The sequence below is a fragment of the Pseudoalteromonas ardens genome, from assembly GCF_030125445.1.
GTDB classification, from domain to species: Bacteria; Pseudomonadota; Gammaproteobacteria; order Enterobacterales; family Alteromonadaceae; genus Pseudoalteromonas; species Pseudoalteromonas ardens.
The window spans coordinates 296,374-314,365 of sequence record NZ_JASJUV010000001.1 but is presented as its reverse complement, the minus strand read 5'-3'; the positions used below and the strand labels follow the sequence as shown (position 1 = coordinate 314,365).

The window sequence follows — 17,992 nt, the reverse complement described above, 5'->3', positions numbered from 1 at the left end:
AAAGATACTTTGATGACAGACAGAGGTAAAAAGTTATAAAAGCCACAAATGCAATTAATTATCATTTAATATTTGACATATAAATATTTACAAGTGATAATCATTCTCAATGAAGACCTGAACACCTCGTTGCTCAATTCTCCGTTTCCGGCTTCATTAACGTTGATATGCCAACAACTTTTCACAGGGGGAGTTGGCAGACGTACTCATTTACTTGCTACATTGCTCATATCAGTGACGGTTGATATGTATCAGAAAAGCCCGAAAGGGCTTTTTTTATTCTGCTTCAATCGCTTATACTATTCACTTGGCATTACTACTAGCTAAAACCGGCTCAACCCCAGACTGCTATACTCTGCACTTAGGTCTGGTGACTTACAACATCGGTTATGAAGGAGAACGCTCATGTGGCAAAAACTAACTTACGCACTGGCCTTTGTTGGCCTGCTCGCCAACACACCCGCTGCACAAGCCGGGCTCGAGGAAGGTATTGCAGCAGCCAATGCCGGACAATTTGATGTTGCGCTCAAAGAATTCCGATATCTTGCTGATATGGGATACGCACCGGGTATCTACGAGCTAGCCAAAATGCATGAAGGTGGATACGGTGTACCGAGAAACCCACGTAAAGCAGCAGAGCTTATGCAGCAGGCGGTTAAACTTGGCAGTGCCGACGCCATGTTTTCACTGGCCGTGATGTATGAGCAAGGTAGTGGCGTGAAACTCGACAAGCAAAAAGCAGTCGACCTGTTTATGGCCGCAGCCAGAAAAAACATGCCTGCAGCGCAGTTCAATCTGGGCGTAATGCACGCCAACGGAGATGGAGTAACACAAGATTACAACCAGGCGAAGTTCTGGTATGAACGTGCTGCTGCAAATAACTATACACTGGCCATGTTCAATCTTGCGCTTCTGTACTATCAAGGACTTGGTGGAGAGAAGAACATTCAACGCTCCTATATTTGGAACACTCTGGCAGAGTATAATGGCTATCGCCCTGCTTCAACCAGCCGCAGACTGGATGAAAAAAGCATGTCCCGCTCACAGCGAGAAGATGCACAGGAGATAGCTGATACCATTTATCATAAAATCCAGGCTGGGACCTATATTGCAGGGTCGCAAATTACAGAAGACTAGTCTGGAGTTTGCACAACCCGCACAAAAACGGCTTCATTGTGCGGGTTTCAGGAATAATATTACCCATCATTTTTTACACTCTATTTTCTACTCTCTGTGTAACCAACACCTGAAGAATACCCACCTTACGTTTTAACTCCTGCCAGATTAACAGTGAAAACTTAGTGATATTAAAATTGAAATATACGATAACAACCTGTAAAAAAAAGAATTTTATTGTCTCTTTTTGTAACCCTGTGAAGATTTCTACTTTCCGATATGATTTAATCCCTCCATCCCAAAACGGGAACATTTTGTAATTAAAATAAAGGTCATATGGATGTTTAAATATTCTAAAATTGCAATGGGTTTAGCAGCATGTTTTGCTCTGAGTGGATGTCTTGAAGTTGAAGACAATAACAACAACGATGAACTGGTCAACAAACTTGAGCAGCAAAATCAAATTTTACAAAACCAGCTTGATGAAAACAAAAAGCAAGCTGAGGCAGAGCTTGAGAAAGAACAGTTGCTTGAAGCTCCATTTACTATTATCGGTGGTATAAAAGGTGCAGTGGACGGTGTAGTTCTGTCAGACGTCCAGATCACACCTTATTTTGACGGCGAGTGGAAAGAGCCAATTGCGGTTGCTGAAGATGGCAGCTTCTCAATACCTAAAGTGCCTCAATACACCCCCGTTTTAATCAAAGTCAGCAGCCCTAGTAACGCGATTGTAACTAAGCTATTCACCCATCAAACGAATAGCTCAGGTGGTCGTACAGAGGCCATAAGCAATATTTTCGATTCACTGGTTGTTTCCAGGCCACACACAGTCAAGTTTGATGTGTTAAATCGCGAAAATTTCGAGAAAATAACCGAGCTGAGCTTTAAAGCGGTACCAGAGCTAGACGGTAGCTATTCAGGCATGGCAAGACATACTTACCGTCATTTGCTAGAACAAAACAACACTGCCGCCACTTACAACGAAGAAAATGGCAACTATGAGCTGGTTGTGGCAGAAGGCGTACCATTCGCACTTGAAGTAGATTTGGATGTCGACAACGATGGTCTTAATGACTATCAGATTAGCACGGAGCGAGACAGCTACTATTATTCAACTTCGAGTAACTCACTGGAATTTCACAACTTTAATCCAGTAAAAACACCAACTTTGTACGCCACTGTTAACGAGTTGAATGAATATGACCTGGCTGTGCGCTTCATCAACCAGGATGGCACAGAGTTTACACCTGAGAATGTATTTGCCGTAAATAATGACTTTGGTCAAAGTGAATTAGTCTTTGACCAACAACACGGCTATTACAAACTTGCTGCAAAATACTACGGTGACTTAAATATCATTTCCGGCGAGTTTGTTGCAGATGACATCGTCTACTCCGCCAACAGTATTAATATTGAACGTGAGAGCGCTAAAAGCTACAGTTTTACCAACCTTTCTCACTCTGGCGACGAGTACCGACTTCATAATGCTGAGCTTGATGGTAACACCTTAGCTATCACAATCCCTGTTAAGCAAAAAATAGATGCCCCCTACCTTCAGGTAGAACTTGTTCAGTCTACAAGTTCGTCTGTTGCTGAGACTCAGGAAATGAGCTATTACTTTAGCTCGCCGGTCGCATTGCAAGACGATTCATTACAGTTATACAAAAAGAATGTACTCACTGTGGTGAAGGGAAATGCATCTACTGAAGATTCAGTCCAGCCAGGTACTACCTATATTTCACAGCAAGATCAAGTCGTCGCTTTGACTAAAGAGCTCAGTTTCAACGACACAAAACTAAGCGCTAAGCCAGAATCTGCACTTGAACCAGGATATGAGTACAAGTATCAGCTGCAACAAGTTGCTCGCAAATCGAACGGACAGCCTTCTTATATCCACCACGATGCGAACTTCACTATTCCAGCTGAAGTGCCTGAATTTGATAAATCTCAATTCAAGGCCGATAACTTTAACTACCGCCACAAAGCCTACTTAGTTAAAGAACGAAATACAGCAGGTATCCGTGGTGGTAATAACAGCTCAGATGATACGCGTAGCGTCTGTGTTGTAGCACCAGCAAACGTATATCTTCAGAAAGTGGAAATGGTTGCAGTTACAGTAAACGACTTTAAAGTGTCAGTCTCTGAAATGAGTTACGGTTATCAACATGAATATTTCTTCGCAGCTGCTGATAACGAACAGGTTTATAATGACACCTACAGACCCATTGTAAAGTCTTCGGCGCAACCTGATGGCTACTATAATTACACGTGCTTTAATTACGTTTACCATCGGGACATGGGCTACTGGGGTGATTACATAAAATTCGAAGATGACAAACTTTCTTTCGAAAATAGCATAGATGTTAAAATCACTTACCGCCTTGAAGGTTCTGACGAAGAAAAAACCACAGATAGAATGACACTTAAGATAGACTAGTCATTTATCAGAGGCCCGGCTGGAGAATTAGCCGGGTCCGACAGGTTAAAAGCCTCACTGTGAGGCTTTTTTAATAGCCAAACAGATAACTACCAACTGTTACCGTAAGTATTGTGATCACCACAATCGCAAACAGGTTCATCACAAAGCCCGCCTTGATCATATCTCGGATTTTAATCTCTCCAGAGCCAAACACAATGGCGTTGGGCGGTGTTGCCACTGGCATCATAAAGGCGCAACTTGCTGCCATAGCAGCAGGTATGACCCAAATGAGGGGTGTACCGGCAATTTGCTCAGCAACTGGACCAAGCAAAGGTAAAAAGCCCGCTGCCGTTGCCGTGTTACTGGTTAGCTCCGTTAAAAAGGTTATGAGCGCAGCAACAGCCAATACACCCAGTACCAAAGGTATCGCACTGGCACCAGCCAGCATGTTGGCAATATACTCAGCCAGCCCTGACCCTTTAATTTGAGACGCCAGCGTTAACCCCCCACCAAACAACAACAAGATCCCCCAGGGCACTTGCTGCGCAGCTTGCCAATCCATTAAGCGGGTATCACTGCCACCTTTTGCTGGCAATACAAACAACAGCAGTGCAGCCGCCATCGCAATTCCCGTATCGGTGATGTCCAGACCTGTCCAGCTCGCAAGGTATGGGCGGCTGATCCAGCTGACTGCGGCAAAAACAAAAACAAGCAGCACATTTTTTTCGGCCAGACTCATGCGCCCCAACTCCCCCAATTGCTTAGTAAAGATTTGCGTCAAATCTGTGTCATTATTGGTTTTTTGCACTTTAAATGCGAAGCGCGTCAACCACACCCAGCACAGCAAAATCATGCCAAATGTGAATGGGACAGCCATCACCATCCATTGCGCAAAACCAATTTTGATCTGATAGTTTTCCCACAGGTATGCGACCATTAACGCGTTAGGGGCAGTGCCAATAATAGTCCCGACGCCCCCCAAGCTCGCGCTATAAGCAATCGCCAGCAACAGGGCAATACCATAATTATTATCCTGAGATTGATTATCCTTGAGTACATGGATCACTGACAAAGCAATTGGCAGCATCATTAAAGTGGTCGCAGTATTGTTAATCCACATAGATAAAAACCCACTGACTAGCATCATTGCCAGGATCTGAGTCTTAGGATTGTTACCGCTGCGTAGCATGGTATGCAAGGCGATACGTTTGTGTAGCTGCCACCTTTCCATGGCAATAGAGATCAAAAAACCGCCCAGAAACAAAAAGATCAGCGGATGTGCATATAAACTCGAAGCAGATTTAATATCGTTTATCCCCGCCAGAGGCACCACAAGCAAAGGCACCAGGGAAGTCGCAGGTATGGGCACAACCTCACTCACCCACCAGATCCCCAGCCATAACGCAAGTCCGGCAGTACGCCATGCTTCAACACTCATCCCTTCCGGAGCTGCTGTCAAACACGTTAGCAGCATAAATGCTGGACCGAGCAGCAGACATAGCCTGTCGGTCCAGAGTTTTGACTTCTTCAAATTATCCATTACTTATATTTTTACCTGGATTTAACACTCTCGGGGTATTATGCCAGTAAAATAAGTACAGAGTATGGAAAATCTGTCTACTGTGCCGATATGGACAACGTCATCCCACTGGCACTTTGGTAACCTTTTATACCGATAAACCAGTTTCCTGCGCCCGGAGCATTGAAAGTACAGGTTTCTGCGTTGCCGCTTTTATAAGGACGGCAATCGTAGCTGTTGTCCCCAACCGCAGAGCCATATTTAACATACAGGTCACCATCCCCCACGCCACCCGACAATGTCACGGTTAAAGTCTGATACCCGCTCCCCAGAGATTGAGAAAAGTTAACCCAGCCGCCCTGCGCTACTGACAGGTTAGATTCGGTACGGTTGATGGGCGTTGGCGTGGTCCCACCTTGTTGGTACTCGCCCACCAGAGAGACATTCTGAATCTCATTCCAAGCCTCCACCATGACATAATAGGTCCCTTCGCGAACATTACCTATAGTGCAGGTTTCATTGCTGCTCGACGTAGTGCTTTTACAGTCATAGCTTTGCAGTGTTGGCTTAGAGCCATACTTAACATACAGATCCGCATCTCCGGTGCCACCTGAGGTTTTAAAGGTTAGGTTGCTGCTACCCGCAGGTACAGCCAGAGAGAAATCATGCTGAGACTTGGCTATACCGCCAATCCCTGTTTTTGGTACACCATTTTGTAATTTACCAGGATCAGGCGGTGGAATAGAGCCGGCATTTTTACCCATTTCAGCCAGATACGCGACCGCCAGTTTGGCAAATTTACTGGCATGCGTAGCGTCAAACGAGGTGTCGTTGCTGGTGTGTATCTTTCTGTTTATCTCAGACATCCGGGATTCGAACGGCATAGATGCTGCAAACCCCTGTTGATACCAGGAAGCATGATCTGAACAACCATAACCACACTGATCATAGCCATAACTTAAGTTGGGTAAATAGGCGTCAAGCAGCTGCGACAAAAATTGATTCTGACCACTGTTGGTGTAGTCCGTAATCATAGTGATGTCCTGCGTGCTACCATTATTTCCGGTCATGTCAAACTGCACCATGCCGACCACATTTTTACCCTGAGACTTGTAATCTTGTGCAATGGCTTTAGAACCTCTCAGTCCCACTTCTTCAGCCGCGAAGCCCATGATCTGAATTGTCCGTTGAGGTTTATAATCCGCCGCAACCAGGGCTTTGAGCGCTTCAGTTAACACGGCAATGCCAGATGCGTTATCATCTGCTCCCGGTGCTCTGCCAGCAGTAGGGCTAGATTGATTGATAGAGTCAAGATGCCCACCAATGACGACGATTTCACTGGCGTTTTCAGCTCCGTTGATCGTCACAACAACCGAAGATTGAGACCAGCTATGGTTATAAAAGTCGACGCTGATATCACTTCGAGACTGTGTGATTGATTGCCAGTTTTGCTTAATCCACTGAGCCGCATCTACCCCACTTTGCTGTGTGTAATAACGGTTATGGAACGCAGTCAGTTCTGCCACCGTGCTATCCAGGCTCGTCGTACTCACCTCTCCTATCATTGCGTTTACCATAGCAGGATTATCTATGGTGTACGTCTGTAATGGTTGGCTGGTATGCGCCAGACTCAGTTGTGACAGATACACCTCAGCGTCAGCTTTCGATGCATGAGCAACAAACCCACCACAACGGTGGTAGTTTTCATGCATAAAGTGACTGAGTTCACCATGCTCGATTTCATCGAGCTGCGCTATGCTGACACCAGGGATCGTGCTCACCTGCGCGCTAACATGTTTACCTGTCAGCAGGTTTTGTAACTGATAATGTTGTCCCGCCATGGTATCAATCGTGATCCAGGTTTTTTCGGGCTCCGATGGTACACCAGCAAACGCTGCACCGCCGGAGAAAAGTGTAAAGTTCGCGGCCGCTAAAAAGCTCAGCACACGGACGGGTCGTTGAGCAGTCATCGCAACACCTCTCAATAAATGTGATTGAACAAAAAAGGGAGCGATATGCTCCCTTAGTCGATGGTTAATTAGCCTGAATATTTACTGTGACACCGCTGGCAGCTGAGTAGCCACGTAAGTCGATGTGCCACGTACCCGCTTGAGGGTTGGTAAAGGTACAAGTCTCACTATTGCCGTTGCGGTAAGGACGGCATTGATAAGTGGATGTGGTTGATTGGCTACCAAAGTTGACATAGAGATCAGCGTCGCCTGTGCCACCGGAGATAGTTACTGTCAGATTAGAATAACCTGCACTCAAGTCTTGCGTAAAGCGTTGCCATTGACCTGATCCTACACTGACATTGCTTTCAGTTCGGTCAATTGGGGGCGTACCTGTGCCACCCGAGGTATATGAGCCAGTCAGCGACACGCCAGAAATGGCATTCCACGCCTCGACCATCACATAATAGGTACCAGCCTGAACATTGCTGATGTTACACGTTTCGTTACTACTGGACGTCGTACTATTGCAGTCATAAGTTTGCAACGAAGGACGACTGCCAAACTTAACATAAAGATCTGCGTCACCAGTACCGCCTGAAGTCACAAATGACAGATTAGTCGCATCAGCCGGAACTTCCAAGCGGAAGAAGCTTTGTGCTTTAGACGCACCGCTGATCCCTGTGCGGGCCACACCGTTAGTCAGCAGTTCATCCTGCGGTGGCTCAGTAGTGCCACATGAACTACCCGGGCTTAGCTGAGAAGTGACGCCCACAACTGCCAGCGCATCTTTAACGTCTTCATGGTTATAACCTAGGTCACAAGCTGCGTCCATAACGCCGTTACCCGCCGTATCCCAGTCAGTGCTGGCCGTCCAGTATAATTGGTTTGCTTTCGCCATAACGATGAAAGCTTTCTTAGTATCCCAGCCTGTTTTATTCGCCAGAGTATAGAACGCTTTGTTGAACACACCAGAACTGTGGTGCACATCCATACTGGAGGTATAATCTGACTGATGGCCAATGGAATTTCCATCTTTAGTCGGGTCATCCATATAGCGCAGTGCACCGGTGGATTTAAAGATCTCCTCACCGACCATCCAGTCATTGCTGCCTTTCATGTAAAACTCAGCGGCCTCACCTGCCATGTCAGAAAAAGCTTCATTCAGGCCACCTGATTTATAACGATAAACCAGACCGGAGTTTTGCTCGGTAAAACCGTGGCTGACCTCGTGTGCCGACACGTCCAGGCTAACCAAAGGATAGAAACGATTCTGGCCATCACCAAATGTCATCGCACTGCCATCCCAAAACGCATTTTCGTAGTTGTTGCCATAATGAACACGCATTTTAAGCTGGAAAGTTAACGGCGCTGTACCCAACCAGTCGTTGTACATATTGAAAACGACGTTACCAAAATAGTGTGCATCATTTAATGGTGAATACGCTCCGTTAATTTCCTTAACTGTATTCTCCGGACACGTAAAACTGTGCGCCGCAGACCCACTGCTGCCATGATTCAGGTTAATGGTTTTCACATTTGCATTATTCATCGTACAGGTGTTGCCCGACTGAGACACATCCAAATGTCCGTAGTCAGTGCCATACTGGTAACGACCTGTTTTTTGGTTACCACCCGGCCCCGTTGCGTTAGCATGCTGGATGTTGTCAAACTCCATCAGCAACTCACCGCTGTTGGCGTCAATAATTTTGTAAGGGCGTGAAGGCGACTTGCCATAGGTAACATACGTCACCTCGTAAACCAGTCTGGCCTGAGACTGTTCATCAAGCCAGATACCTAGTCGACTGCTTTCGTTATGCTTTGCAAGCGCGATTTCTTCACCATTTTGTTGTGCTGAAAACTGAGCCTCAAGTTGGCTTTGCATAGCCTGCATAGACAATTTCGGCGTAACGGTATTCAGATCTGCTGCTATCTCATAGACAGCAGCACCATGAGCCCGCTTTAATGCGCCAGCATTGTTATAGGTCAGACTGACGGTGTCTCCGATGACTGGCAGGCCCTTATACATTTGCTGATAGCGTGTCGTAACCGCACCATTGGCATGAGGGTATGACTTCAGCTCAACCAATGTGCTGCCTGCATCAAGCCCGATCAGCTGCTCGGGTTGTGCCGACAAAACAGCCGGAGCCGCAGATTCCAGCATCGCAGAAATGGTATTATGTGTGTTGAGGAAGCGCTTTTGAGCTGCATTTGCAGCGCCTGACACCAGCACCAGGCCGGCAGCTGTTGCCAAAGCTATTTTAGATAGTTTCACTTGATTTGCTCCATGATTACTTGTTGTTTTATGTGCAACCGGGATATTGCTACCCACAGCGCAAAACGCACACTTAACGAATGCGCAACATAGAGACTAGTGGCAAAGCTAAAAAAATAAACTTTTATTAACTTTTAGTTATTCTGTAATTTACACTTTGCTTTGATTAAAAATTAGCTTTATTTACATTTAGTTGAAGGCAACCTGCAGGCATTAAATTGAGCTTACCAAGCACTAAGTGTAAGAAATTTGTTACACCTGCGGTAATACTGGTACTTAATAAGTACACTTTCAGGTTGCCAAGTCGAGGTTGTTATACTATAACAAAACTCTTTTTGAACGTGAAATTTTGACCAGGAGCTAGTCACTCCCACATGTGTTACGGGCCTTAATTGCGTTGGCAATTAACGACCAGCCAAGTGACGTTTCCTTCAGCTGAGGCAAACTACCAGGTTCTGTTTGTAAACATAATGACTGCTCTCCCTCTGCGGTTACCAGCAATAGTTCAACAGTCGCAAAAGCCAGTTCATCGTCTCCGCGCTGGGCTTGAAAATCCACCTTCAGCAAAGTGGCTGTCAAGACATCAGCGTATTGCTGAGCAAATTGCGCCGTTACCAGCTGGAACCCCTGATCTTTTGACTTTTCCATCGCCTCACCTATGTCCTTACCTATGCCAACGTCAATGGCGAATCCAACCGCAATGCCGGCAGGACCTAACGCGCCCATCAACATGGGGCCAGCAGCAGCCCCCCTTCCCTGATAAGAGACACTTGGCATCTCAGACTTAACAACCGGTTTAGGCGGCACAGATGAGCAGGCACTCAGCAGAGTAAGTAACAATAAACAGATAAATGGTTTCATTTTAATAGCAAATACAAAAAGAGAATCGGTACCGATATTATATGAGGGATATACAATTATGCATAGTAGAATCAAACCTTTATACATAAAACCTAGAGAAGCGTAAGAAAAGAAACGAAAGGCGAGTAAATCAGGCCGTCTGAGTCATGAACAGCAGTGAAGGTGCGTCAACAAATTAAAACGAGTATGAATATTCCAGTGATAGTTGCTGTCCGGCTTGTGGGACACGACCGTCGAACACTCTGGGGTCAAACGCACTGGTTTGCTTATCAAACAAGTTTTGCGCCTTAACCCTGATCTGCTTGTTTGCAGCAAGGTGCCAGGTAACTGTCCCTCCAATTAGCCAATGTGCCGCCTGATCATAATGTTGGAAGTCCGGGTCATCCGGTATGAACACAGGAAAGACTTTTACCTGGGAGCGCCACACACCATTGAGACCAACCTGCCAACGATCAAACTTATGGTGCAATTGCCACGAACCAAAACGTTTGTAGCTGGCACTGAACGGGTCGTCAAAATGCTGGGTATAGTTTAATTTGAACCAACTAGCATCACTCAACTCGAATGAAGCACTGATCTCAAGCCCCTGCATGTTCGTTGAGTAAGCATTATTAAACGTAAAACGGCTTTGTGCCATATCAACCGGCTCCAGAATGATGAAATCATCCAGCTGGTTTTCAAATAACACCAAGTCTAGCTGCCAGCGTGTGTAAGCCATATGCCAGACGAGCTCCGTCGTTTTAATATTTTCTGACTTGAGCTGTGCGTTGCCCTGAGTAATATCGTCATTGGAATTGAGTTCATTACTCACCGGGATCCGAAACGACTCCCCATATTGCAGCTTAAATGCATGCTGCGGATTGAACTGATAAATGGTTGCAATACGCGGAGACAACTTACTGTCTATGTCGATAAACTCGTCAAAACGCAGCCCCGTAAACAGTGTCAATTGCTCATTCAATACATATTTCAGCTGCAGATAAGTGGCGTAGGAATCAAAATCCTGCTTCAGGCTATCGAACGCTGCAAACTCATTAAGCGGTTTAATACCACCCAAGTAGTATTGATCTTCAAGGATTATTTGTCCGCTCACAGGGTCAAAATGTGACGTATAAGTGCCAGCTCTGGATTGCTCCTCCAGAGAATACTCAAGCCCCCAGTTCAGCGCCAGGTCTGAGCTATGCTGATAGGCCAAGTCCCAGTTAAGCGTCAGGTCTTCTGAGCGCCATTTTGGCCCATTGAAGAAATCCTGCTGCAAACCCAACTCCTCTGCAGTCGCTATCAGTCCGGCACTGCCTATATCATGACGGATAAAACTCAACGTTAAATCGCTATCCAGTTTGTCTGATAGTCGGGCCTGATGATTCAATTTTGCCCCAATGTTACGACTGGTATGAAAGTTGTCCTCACTGTAACTGGACAAGTTCATAAACTCGTCTAACGTCGTTCTGGTCACGTGAAGCGACCCACTGAATGCACCCCACTTGCCACCAAACTCCACAAAAAGATTCGACTGTGGGTCCCGGGCTTGCTGGGCACGATAGATTTCTCCATCCGTTGCAAAGACACTAACATTGGCATGAAAGTGTCGTTCGCTATCAGGGCTGTGGCTGTAATTCAATGAGGCATGTCTGCTCTGATGCAGGCCTGCACTCAGCTGTATCTGACGTGCCGACTGGCGCGTCACGATATTCATCACCCCCAAAAACGCATTACTGCCGTACAGGGCTGAACCTGGGCCGCGAATAAACTCAACTTTTTCAACCACATCCACAGGAATAAAAGGGGCATAAACAGACGCTTTACCGAACGATGAGTCATTGAGCCTTTGGCCATTTAACATCACCAGAATATTACCATTGTCGAGATAGACACCTCTGGCATGCTCTTTAGGCACGCTGCCCACCCAGTCTCCACGGGTTGACTGAAACCCGGGAACAAAGTTCATTAATTCATAAACGTTACGAATACCAAGTAAACTGATCTGTTGTTGAGAAAATGAGGTGACGCTGGAGGGGACTGACTGGGCTGTTTCGGCAGTTTTGCTCGCAAGCTCTACCGTGACGTCCATCAGCTCTTCAAACGACAGTTCGAACAGCGCTTCCTGACGGGCACTTAAAGGTAAACTGAGCAAGATTAAACTTACAGGTAGCAGACTTTTTATCATACTCATTCGCTCAACGACACAATTACGGCTAAACAGTTGTCATGTAACATAAAAATCAAACAGCGATTTTTTATTTCAATTTTAATATTACGCAGACAGGGACAGTTCGCAAGTTTTTTGTGATATTTTAGTAAGTTAATGAGAAATGTTAGTAATAAAGCGCGAGGAAAGATAGTTGAATATGAATATATGTTGCATAAATAACAAAAAATAGAGTAATTGGCTTTGTGGAGCAGCACATCCTGGATGCGCCGCCCTGCCAATCAATTAGGCTGTCGCAAGTCTGCGTTTTTTAAAGTACTTGTACAGTCCAATCAAAGAAGCCACTATCCAGAATAACTCGATGACAAAACTTGCCAGATTAAAGTTATAGCAAAGACTGATAAGCAGCAAAATGGCACCACTGAGGTTCATCATATTGTACTTAATACCGTCGGGGCTTACTTTGTCCAACTGGAGTAAAAAGAACGCACCAACCACCAGGAAAGTACCCGTCATACCAATGATGTCAAACAATATGTCTATCATGTTTTTGTCCATATAAAATAGGCTCACCCAAACACGCTGGCCCGGATCCATGGGTAGGGTGATTTTCAGTCTTTGAAACAGCACAAACCTTTTTATGATATGGTGCCAGGTCTGCGTATAACAGGATATTTGTCCGCTTCTGTCGGACCACCACACCATTCAGGATGGCCTTTATCTGTAACAGTATGATGACACCCAGGTAAGATAATTCAAGACTAGCTCAGTATGGCAAGCATAAACCCTATCAGACAAAATTGAGCGGTATGATAACCCGCATTGATAAGAAATAGCTTCAGAGGGCGTTGTTCAAACAAATAACTGGTGCCCAGAGTACTAGCAACGAAGCACACCCCAACAGCTAAGCCCAACAACACTCCATCTATAATTGCGGGGCTTTTCCCCAACAGCGCAGCCATTAACAATGCCGCCAGTATGGACAAAAACATCGCGCCGCTAAAGACCAATTTATGGTCGGCATTTTGGATATCCAATTCAGTAAGACCCGCTTCTTCCAGCCAGGGTTTATGAAATAGTAACGGTGAGTACCATATTCCCCCTAAAGCAAAGGAGGAGATTGCCGCAATCACCACGGCAACCACATCTACATCAAACACAGTCACAGCACTTACCTCGATTATTTCACTAATTTCAATTTAGTTAATAACCTTTGGAAGAGCAAACCACGCTGTGCATGGATTATTTAAGTACCGGGCGTTTCTGAAGTTTTCTTTGCAATGTTCGTCGGTGCATATTCAGTTGCCTGGCTGTTTCAGAAATATTGCCATCATTAGATTTCAGGGTTTGCTGTATGTGTTCCCATTCAAGCCGTTCTGGTGACATGGTCGTCTCTGCAGTTTCAGTCACTACAGCCTGTGTGCCTAACAGCGTTTTGGCTATCAACTGAGTGTCCGCAGGCTTGGTCAGGTATTCATCGGCTCCCAGCTTAATTGCCTCAACGGCCGTCGCGATGCTGGCAAACCCGGTCAGGAGTACAATTTTTGCGTCCGGGACGATGCCCCGGATCAATGCGATGTGCTGCAAACCAGAGCTTGCTGTTAATTTCATATCCAATAACACATATTGCGGCAAAAATGTCTGACACTGCGCCGCAATATCCAGTTCATCATGCACACACTGACAGTCAAAGTTCAGTTTCGTCATTCTGCGCGACAGCGTTGTGGCAAATGGTACATCATCCTCAATAATCAATAACTTCATAATTTATACTACAGGTAAAGTCACCACAGATACGGCACCCTGAGTCTGATGGTTAGACAGGTGTAAGGTCCCTTCAAGTCGCTCGATTGTAGCATGAGAAAGCAGCAGCGCCATGCCCAAACCAGATGAACTGTCAACCACTGACTTACCTATCAAAGCCAGTTTGTCCATTGCAATGCCCGGACCGTGATCTCGGATAGACAAAGACCATGTGCGGTCACTGCCAGCTGAGGTCTGTTCTGACAAGCTCACGCTGACTTCCAGGCTGAGCGCAGAACTCTTCTCATTGGCCTTCGCCGCATTCACAAACAGGTTAAACAAAGCCGGGATCAGCATAGGATCGCCACTGACTGAAAATGACTGATCGGGTAACTGACAGGTAATGACCTGCTCAGGAAACTGCAGCGTCAGCAATTCATGAAGCTGCTGCCAGAGCGCTGTAAATGGCTGGCTGTTAACCTGGGCATGCGGCTTAAGTAGCTCGGTCTGGGCCCTGAAACCATCTAACTGTGTCTTACACTGGGCCAGAGGAGCCTGCATATCCTGCACGGCCGGATGCTGCGGAAAATCCTCACTTAACTCTTCATACAACAAACTCAAATGCGCGATGGGGGTCGCCAGTTGATGGGTTACCTGAGCAGCAGCACTGCCCAATGCGAGCACCTGCTCCTGTTGCAATTGCTTTTCTCTGCTTTTAGCCAACGCCAGTTCTCGTTGCTGGATACGGCTGGCCAGAAAAGTCACTATCGTCACAATCACAATGACCATAAACACAAAATTCACCAGCATGCCAAGCAAGTGCTGGCCCATATGCATACCGTGGTGATGCATAGGGACCACCGTATACAAGTAACCATAAGCGGTTAAGGATGCACCGCAGATAAATACCACAAATTTAGGTGGCACTGTAACCGCTGCAATGATACAGGGTAACAGCAGCAAAGAGACAAACGCGTTGCTGGCCCCACCCAAAAAGGATAAAAGAACGGTCAAAAATAAAATATCAGCCACCAGCTGCATCACCATAGCCCCGGGTGAAACATCACTCACTTTGCGATAAGCATAAATACTCGCCAGTTGAAACACAGACTCCAGCGCTATGACTGTAAAAATAGGTTGTTCAGGTAAGTTTTTATCTAAAAACCACAGCGAAATGAGCACCAGAACCAACTGCAATACAATGGCGATGGAGCGCAGCAATAATAACTGACCAAGCGCCGAGTTAGGAGAGAAATTAATTAACATGATATTTTACGTTTTACACTCAATAGATATGCAGACACCAGGTGTGCCTGAGGATTACTTAACGCTTAGGTTGCCTGACAATGGCCAGTTGACCGTCGATATGCACATCACGCTGTGGAAAGGCCACCACAATATCATGCTCGGCAAATAACTCATCAAGGCGAAAGCGGATTTTACTTCTCGCCTGCCTGAGCCCGCCTTCGACGGTAGAATTGAGCCAGAAATTGACTTCAAATATCAGCGCGTTGTCACCAAAGTCTTCAAACGTAACCTGGGGTTTGGGATCGTTCAGTACTTCAGGCTGCTCTTCGGTTGCCTGCTGGATCAAAGCAGCAACCTGTTTTGCGGGCGAGCCATACGCCACTCCTACACGCACCGATGTACGCATAAGTTTATCAACCAAAGTCCAGTTGATAACCGTGTTTTCCAGCAATTTACTGTTGGGGATAAGCATATGTACCCCATCTACCCGGCGCAACCGAGTTGACCGCGTATTGATTTTTTCAACGATCCCTTTGGTGCCCTCCACTTCAAGAAAATCCCCAATACGAATGGGCTTTTCCCACATCAGGATCCAGCCACTGATAAAGTTGTTAATGATATTCTGGGCCCCAAACCCAAACCCTATGGCGATCGCACCTGACAAAAAAGCAAAAGCCGTAATGGGTACGTTAATCACATCTAATATAGTGATCACCGTAATGGCAATTGCCAGGACGTAGCACAGCCTTTGCACCAGGTGCACCATATTCGGGTCGGTATTGTTAGCTCTAAGGCGATTGGTTAATTTACCAACCAAATAACGGGTGAGCCAAACCCCCAATATCAACAGCAGCGGAACAAGTAACAGCTTCCCGACTGTGAAAGAATGCTCTGCGTAAGTGAATAGTGAAAAGTTCAACCATTCGCTCAGTTTATCCAGGTAATTCACTATATACCTCTGTGAGTGCTCGAACGACGCAACGCCGACGAGCTGAGTGGATTAAATTAAGATACATGGTGGCGCTTATTCAAATTTGAGCTTAAATTCCGGGCAAGGCGTTCCCTGGTGGAACATTAATTGCCAACTCGCTCCCTTGTTGCGCCAGATCGACATTCTGACGGAATAATTTAAGTTAGAATAGGCATTTCGACGATAAGCAGCATGATATGTGATCTGGGCCAGGTTGTCGGCAAGCATCTGGCCCTGAAAGTCCTGATTATAAAACTGTGGCACTTTCTCCCTGGGCAACCTGGCCAGTACGTGAGATTTATTAAACATCAGCCCGTTAGCTGAAATTTCATAGAAATCCTCATCTAGCAGCTGGGCCAGTCTTTGCGGATTTTCTCGCACGGCCGGGTCCAGTAGCTCACGTTCCAAGTTTATGAGCATATCCAGCGTATCAAATTTAATTTTTTGCATTATAAACCAAGCAATTAACGCCACCATCTTCTATCAGTCTAGTCAATAAGCCGATTTCGACAAGGGATAATTGGATGTAACCTAAGGCGGTTTACGATATACTGTGCCTTAGCCTACTGGTCGGATTTGAATAAGAGATAAAATGAAGTACGCAAAAATAACAGGATGGGGAAAAGCAATCCCCCCCGCTTCTATCAGTAATGACGAACTAAGCAACATTGTTGACACCAATGACGAATGGATCAGCACTCGAACGGGCATTAAATCTCGCCGTGTCAGCCATGTGAGTACCGCAGAGTTAGCCACCTTTGCCAGTAAACAGGCACTAGCCTGCGCCGGCCTCAAAGGTGAGGACATTGATCTCGTCCTGCTGGCAACCTGTACTCCCTCCACTATGGTGGCCAATACCGCATCCCTGGTGCAGAAAAACATCGGTGCTGTTGGCGCAGCTGCCTGCGATACCAACGCGGCCTGCTCAGGCTTCCTGTACGCATTGCAAAATGCCACCGCTCAGATCCAGGCGGGTATGATCAAGCGCGCAGTGGTTGTGGCAGCTGAGCGTATGACCTGGTACGTCAACTGGGCAAAACGTGATAGTGCAGTGCTATTTGGTGACGGCGCTGGCGCGGTTATTCTTGAAGCCAGCGATGAACCCAGTGGACTGCTTGGCACTAAAACCGGTTGTGACAGTGAAGATCGCGGCATTCTACACATTCCGAATTACGGTACAGATCTGAGCCGCTATGAACCAGCGGGCCCATCAGACTTGGCTTTTGAAGGGCGAGAGATTTTTAAACGTGCGGTCACTGGTATGAGCGTTGCGTGCGATGATGTCCTGGCTCAAGCAAATTTGTCTCTGTCTGATATAGATGTCTTGGTTCCCCATCAGGCAAACTTGCGGATCATTCAGGCAATCCAGAAAAAACTCGATATTGCTGACGATAAAGTGATGGTCAATATCGACAAGTACGGTAATACCTCCGCAGCAACCATTGCCATTGCCTTGTGTGAAGCCGTTGAACAAGGGTTAATTAAACCGCACGCAAATATCATGTCAGCCGCCTTCGGCGCGGGCCTGACCTGGGCTGCCAGCTACATAAAATGGGGTGAGCGTGTCACACCTGTGGCGCACTACGAAGAGACACTGCCAGCCTGTGAAAAATCAGGTGTGGAATTAATAGCGGATGCCGTCAAGGCATGCCAACAGTAAAGGGCTAATTCCTTTACAGGGCCAATTTAGCATTCACACTGAATTGGCCTTATCTACTCGACCCTGAACACGCACGAGTGGTA

The 17,992-nt window shown here is 46.3% G+C and carries 14 protein-coding genes; 3 read left to right on the top strand and 11 right to left on the bottom strand.

Translation table 11 applies throughout. The annotated features are described in order from the left end of the window. Positions 1-405 precede the first annotated feature (405 nt). Positions 406-1,137, top strand: coding sequence for a tetratricopeptide repeat protein (locus tag QNM19_RS01155; RefSeq protein ID WP_284026198.1), 732 nt, complete (start codon positions 406-408; stop codon positions 1,135-1,137). Positions 1,138-1,456: 319 nt separating this feature from the next. Continuing rightward, positions 1,457-3,553 carry a hypothetical protein gene (locus QNM19_RS01150; protein WP_049864779.1) on the top strand — a complete coding sequence of 699 codons (2,097 nt, stop codon included), beginning with the start codon at positions 1,457-1,459 and terminating at the stop codon, positions 3,551-3,553. 70 nt (positions 3,554-3,623) lie between these two features. Here QNM19_RS01150 and QNM19_RS01145 read toward each other — a convergent pair whose 3' ends face one another. The 11 genes from QNM19_RS01145 to QNM19_RS01095 all read right to left on the bottom strand — a co-directional run bounded on the left by QNM19_RS01145 (position 3,624) and on the right by QNM19_RS01095 (position 16,699). Next, on the bottom strand, positions 3,624-5,075 hold the full coding sequence (locus QNM19_RS01145) for an SLC13 family permease (RefSeq protein ID WP_049864780.1): 1,452 nt from the start codon (positions 5,073-5,075) through the stop codon (positions 3,624-3,626). A 77-nt stretch (positions 5,076-5,152) separates the two neighbouring features. Next, complete coding sequence (locus tag QNM19_RS01140) at positions 5,153-7,024, bottom strand: M28 family metallopeptidase (protein ID WP_049864781.1); 1,872 nt, start codon at positions 7,022-7,024, stop codon at positions 5,153-5,155. A 64-nt stretch (positions 7,025-7,088) separates the two neighbouring features. After that, positions 7,089-9,278 carry a M4 family metallopeptidase gene (locus QNM19_RS01135; protein ID WP_049864782.1) on the bottom strand — a complete coding sequence of 730 codons (2,190 nt, stop codon included), beginning with the start codon at positions 9,276-9,278 and terminating at the stop codon, positions 7,089-7,091. A gap of 360 nt (positions 9,279-9,638) precedes the next feature. Beyond that, the gene (locus QNM19_RS01130) at positions 9,639-10,139 is read right to left on the bottom strand and encodes a hypothetical protein (RefSeq protein WP_156202301.1); all 501 of its coding nucleotides are present in this window, start codon (positions 10,137-10,139) and stop codon (positions 9,639-9,641) included. A gap of 175 nt (positions 10,140-10,314) precedes the next feature. Then, on the bottom strand, positions 10,315-12,306 hold the full coding sequence (locus QNM19_RS01125) for a TonB-dependent receptor plug domain-containing protein (protein ID WP_082225452.1): 1,992 nt from the start codon (positions 12,304-12,306) through the stop codon (positions 10,315-10,317). A 267-nt stretch (positions 12,307-12,573) separates the two neighbouring features. Next, positions 12,574-12,834: a CBU_0592 family membrane protein gene (locus tag QNM19_RS01120; protein ID WP_040645681.1), complete on the bottom strand. Its 261-nt coding sequence runs from the start codon at positions 12,832-12,834 to the stop codon at positions 12,574-12,576. A 215-nt stretch (positions 12,835-13,049) separates the two neighbouring features. Next, positions 13,050-13,454, bottom strand: coding sequence for a DUF1761 domain-containing protein (locus QNM19_RS01115; RefSeq protein ID WP_049864785.1), 405 nt, complete (start codon positions 13,452-13,454; stop codon positions 13,050-13,052). Positions 13,455-13,530: 76 nt separating this feature from the next. Beyond that, on the bottom strand, positions 13,531-14,052 hold the full coding sequence (locus QNM19_RS01110; RefSeq protein WP_049864786.1) for a response regulator transcription factor: 522 nt from the start codon (positions 14,050-14,052) through the stop codon (positions 13,531-13,533). Between the two features lie 3 nt (positions 14,053-14,055). Further along, positions 14,056-15,297, bottom strand: a complete 1,242-nt coding sequence (locus QNM19_RS01105; RefSeq protein ID WP_049864787.1) for a sensor histidine kinase — start codon at positions 15,295-15,297, stop codon at positions 14,056-14,058. Positions 15,298-15,355: 58 nt separating this feature from the next. Further along, positions 15,356-16,228, bottom strand: coding sequence for a mechanosensitive ion channel family protein (locus tag QNM19_RS01100; RefSeq protein ID WP_049864788.1), 873 nt, complete (start codon positions 16,226-16,228; stop codon positions 15,356-15,358). A gap of 75 nt (positions 16,229-16,303) precedes the next feature. Next, positions 16,304-16,699 carry a nuclear transport factor 2 family protein gene (locus tag QNM19_RS01095; protein WP_049864790.1) on the bottom strand — a complete coding sequence of 132 codons (396 nt, stop codon included), beginning with the start codon at positions 16,697-16,699 and terminating at the stop codon, positions 16,304-16,306. A 142-nt stretch (positions 16,700-16,841) separates the two neighbouring features. Between QNM19_RS01095 and QNM19_RS01090 the strand changes: the two genes are divergently transcribed. Continuing rightward, positions 16,842-17,909, top strand: a complete 1,068-nt coding sequence (locus QNM19_RS01090; protein WP_049864789.1) for a ketoacyl-ACP synthase III — start codon at positions 16,842-16,844, stop codon at positions 17,907-17,909. Positions 17,910-17,992: the final 83 nt, after the last annotated feature.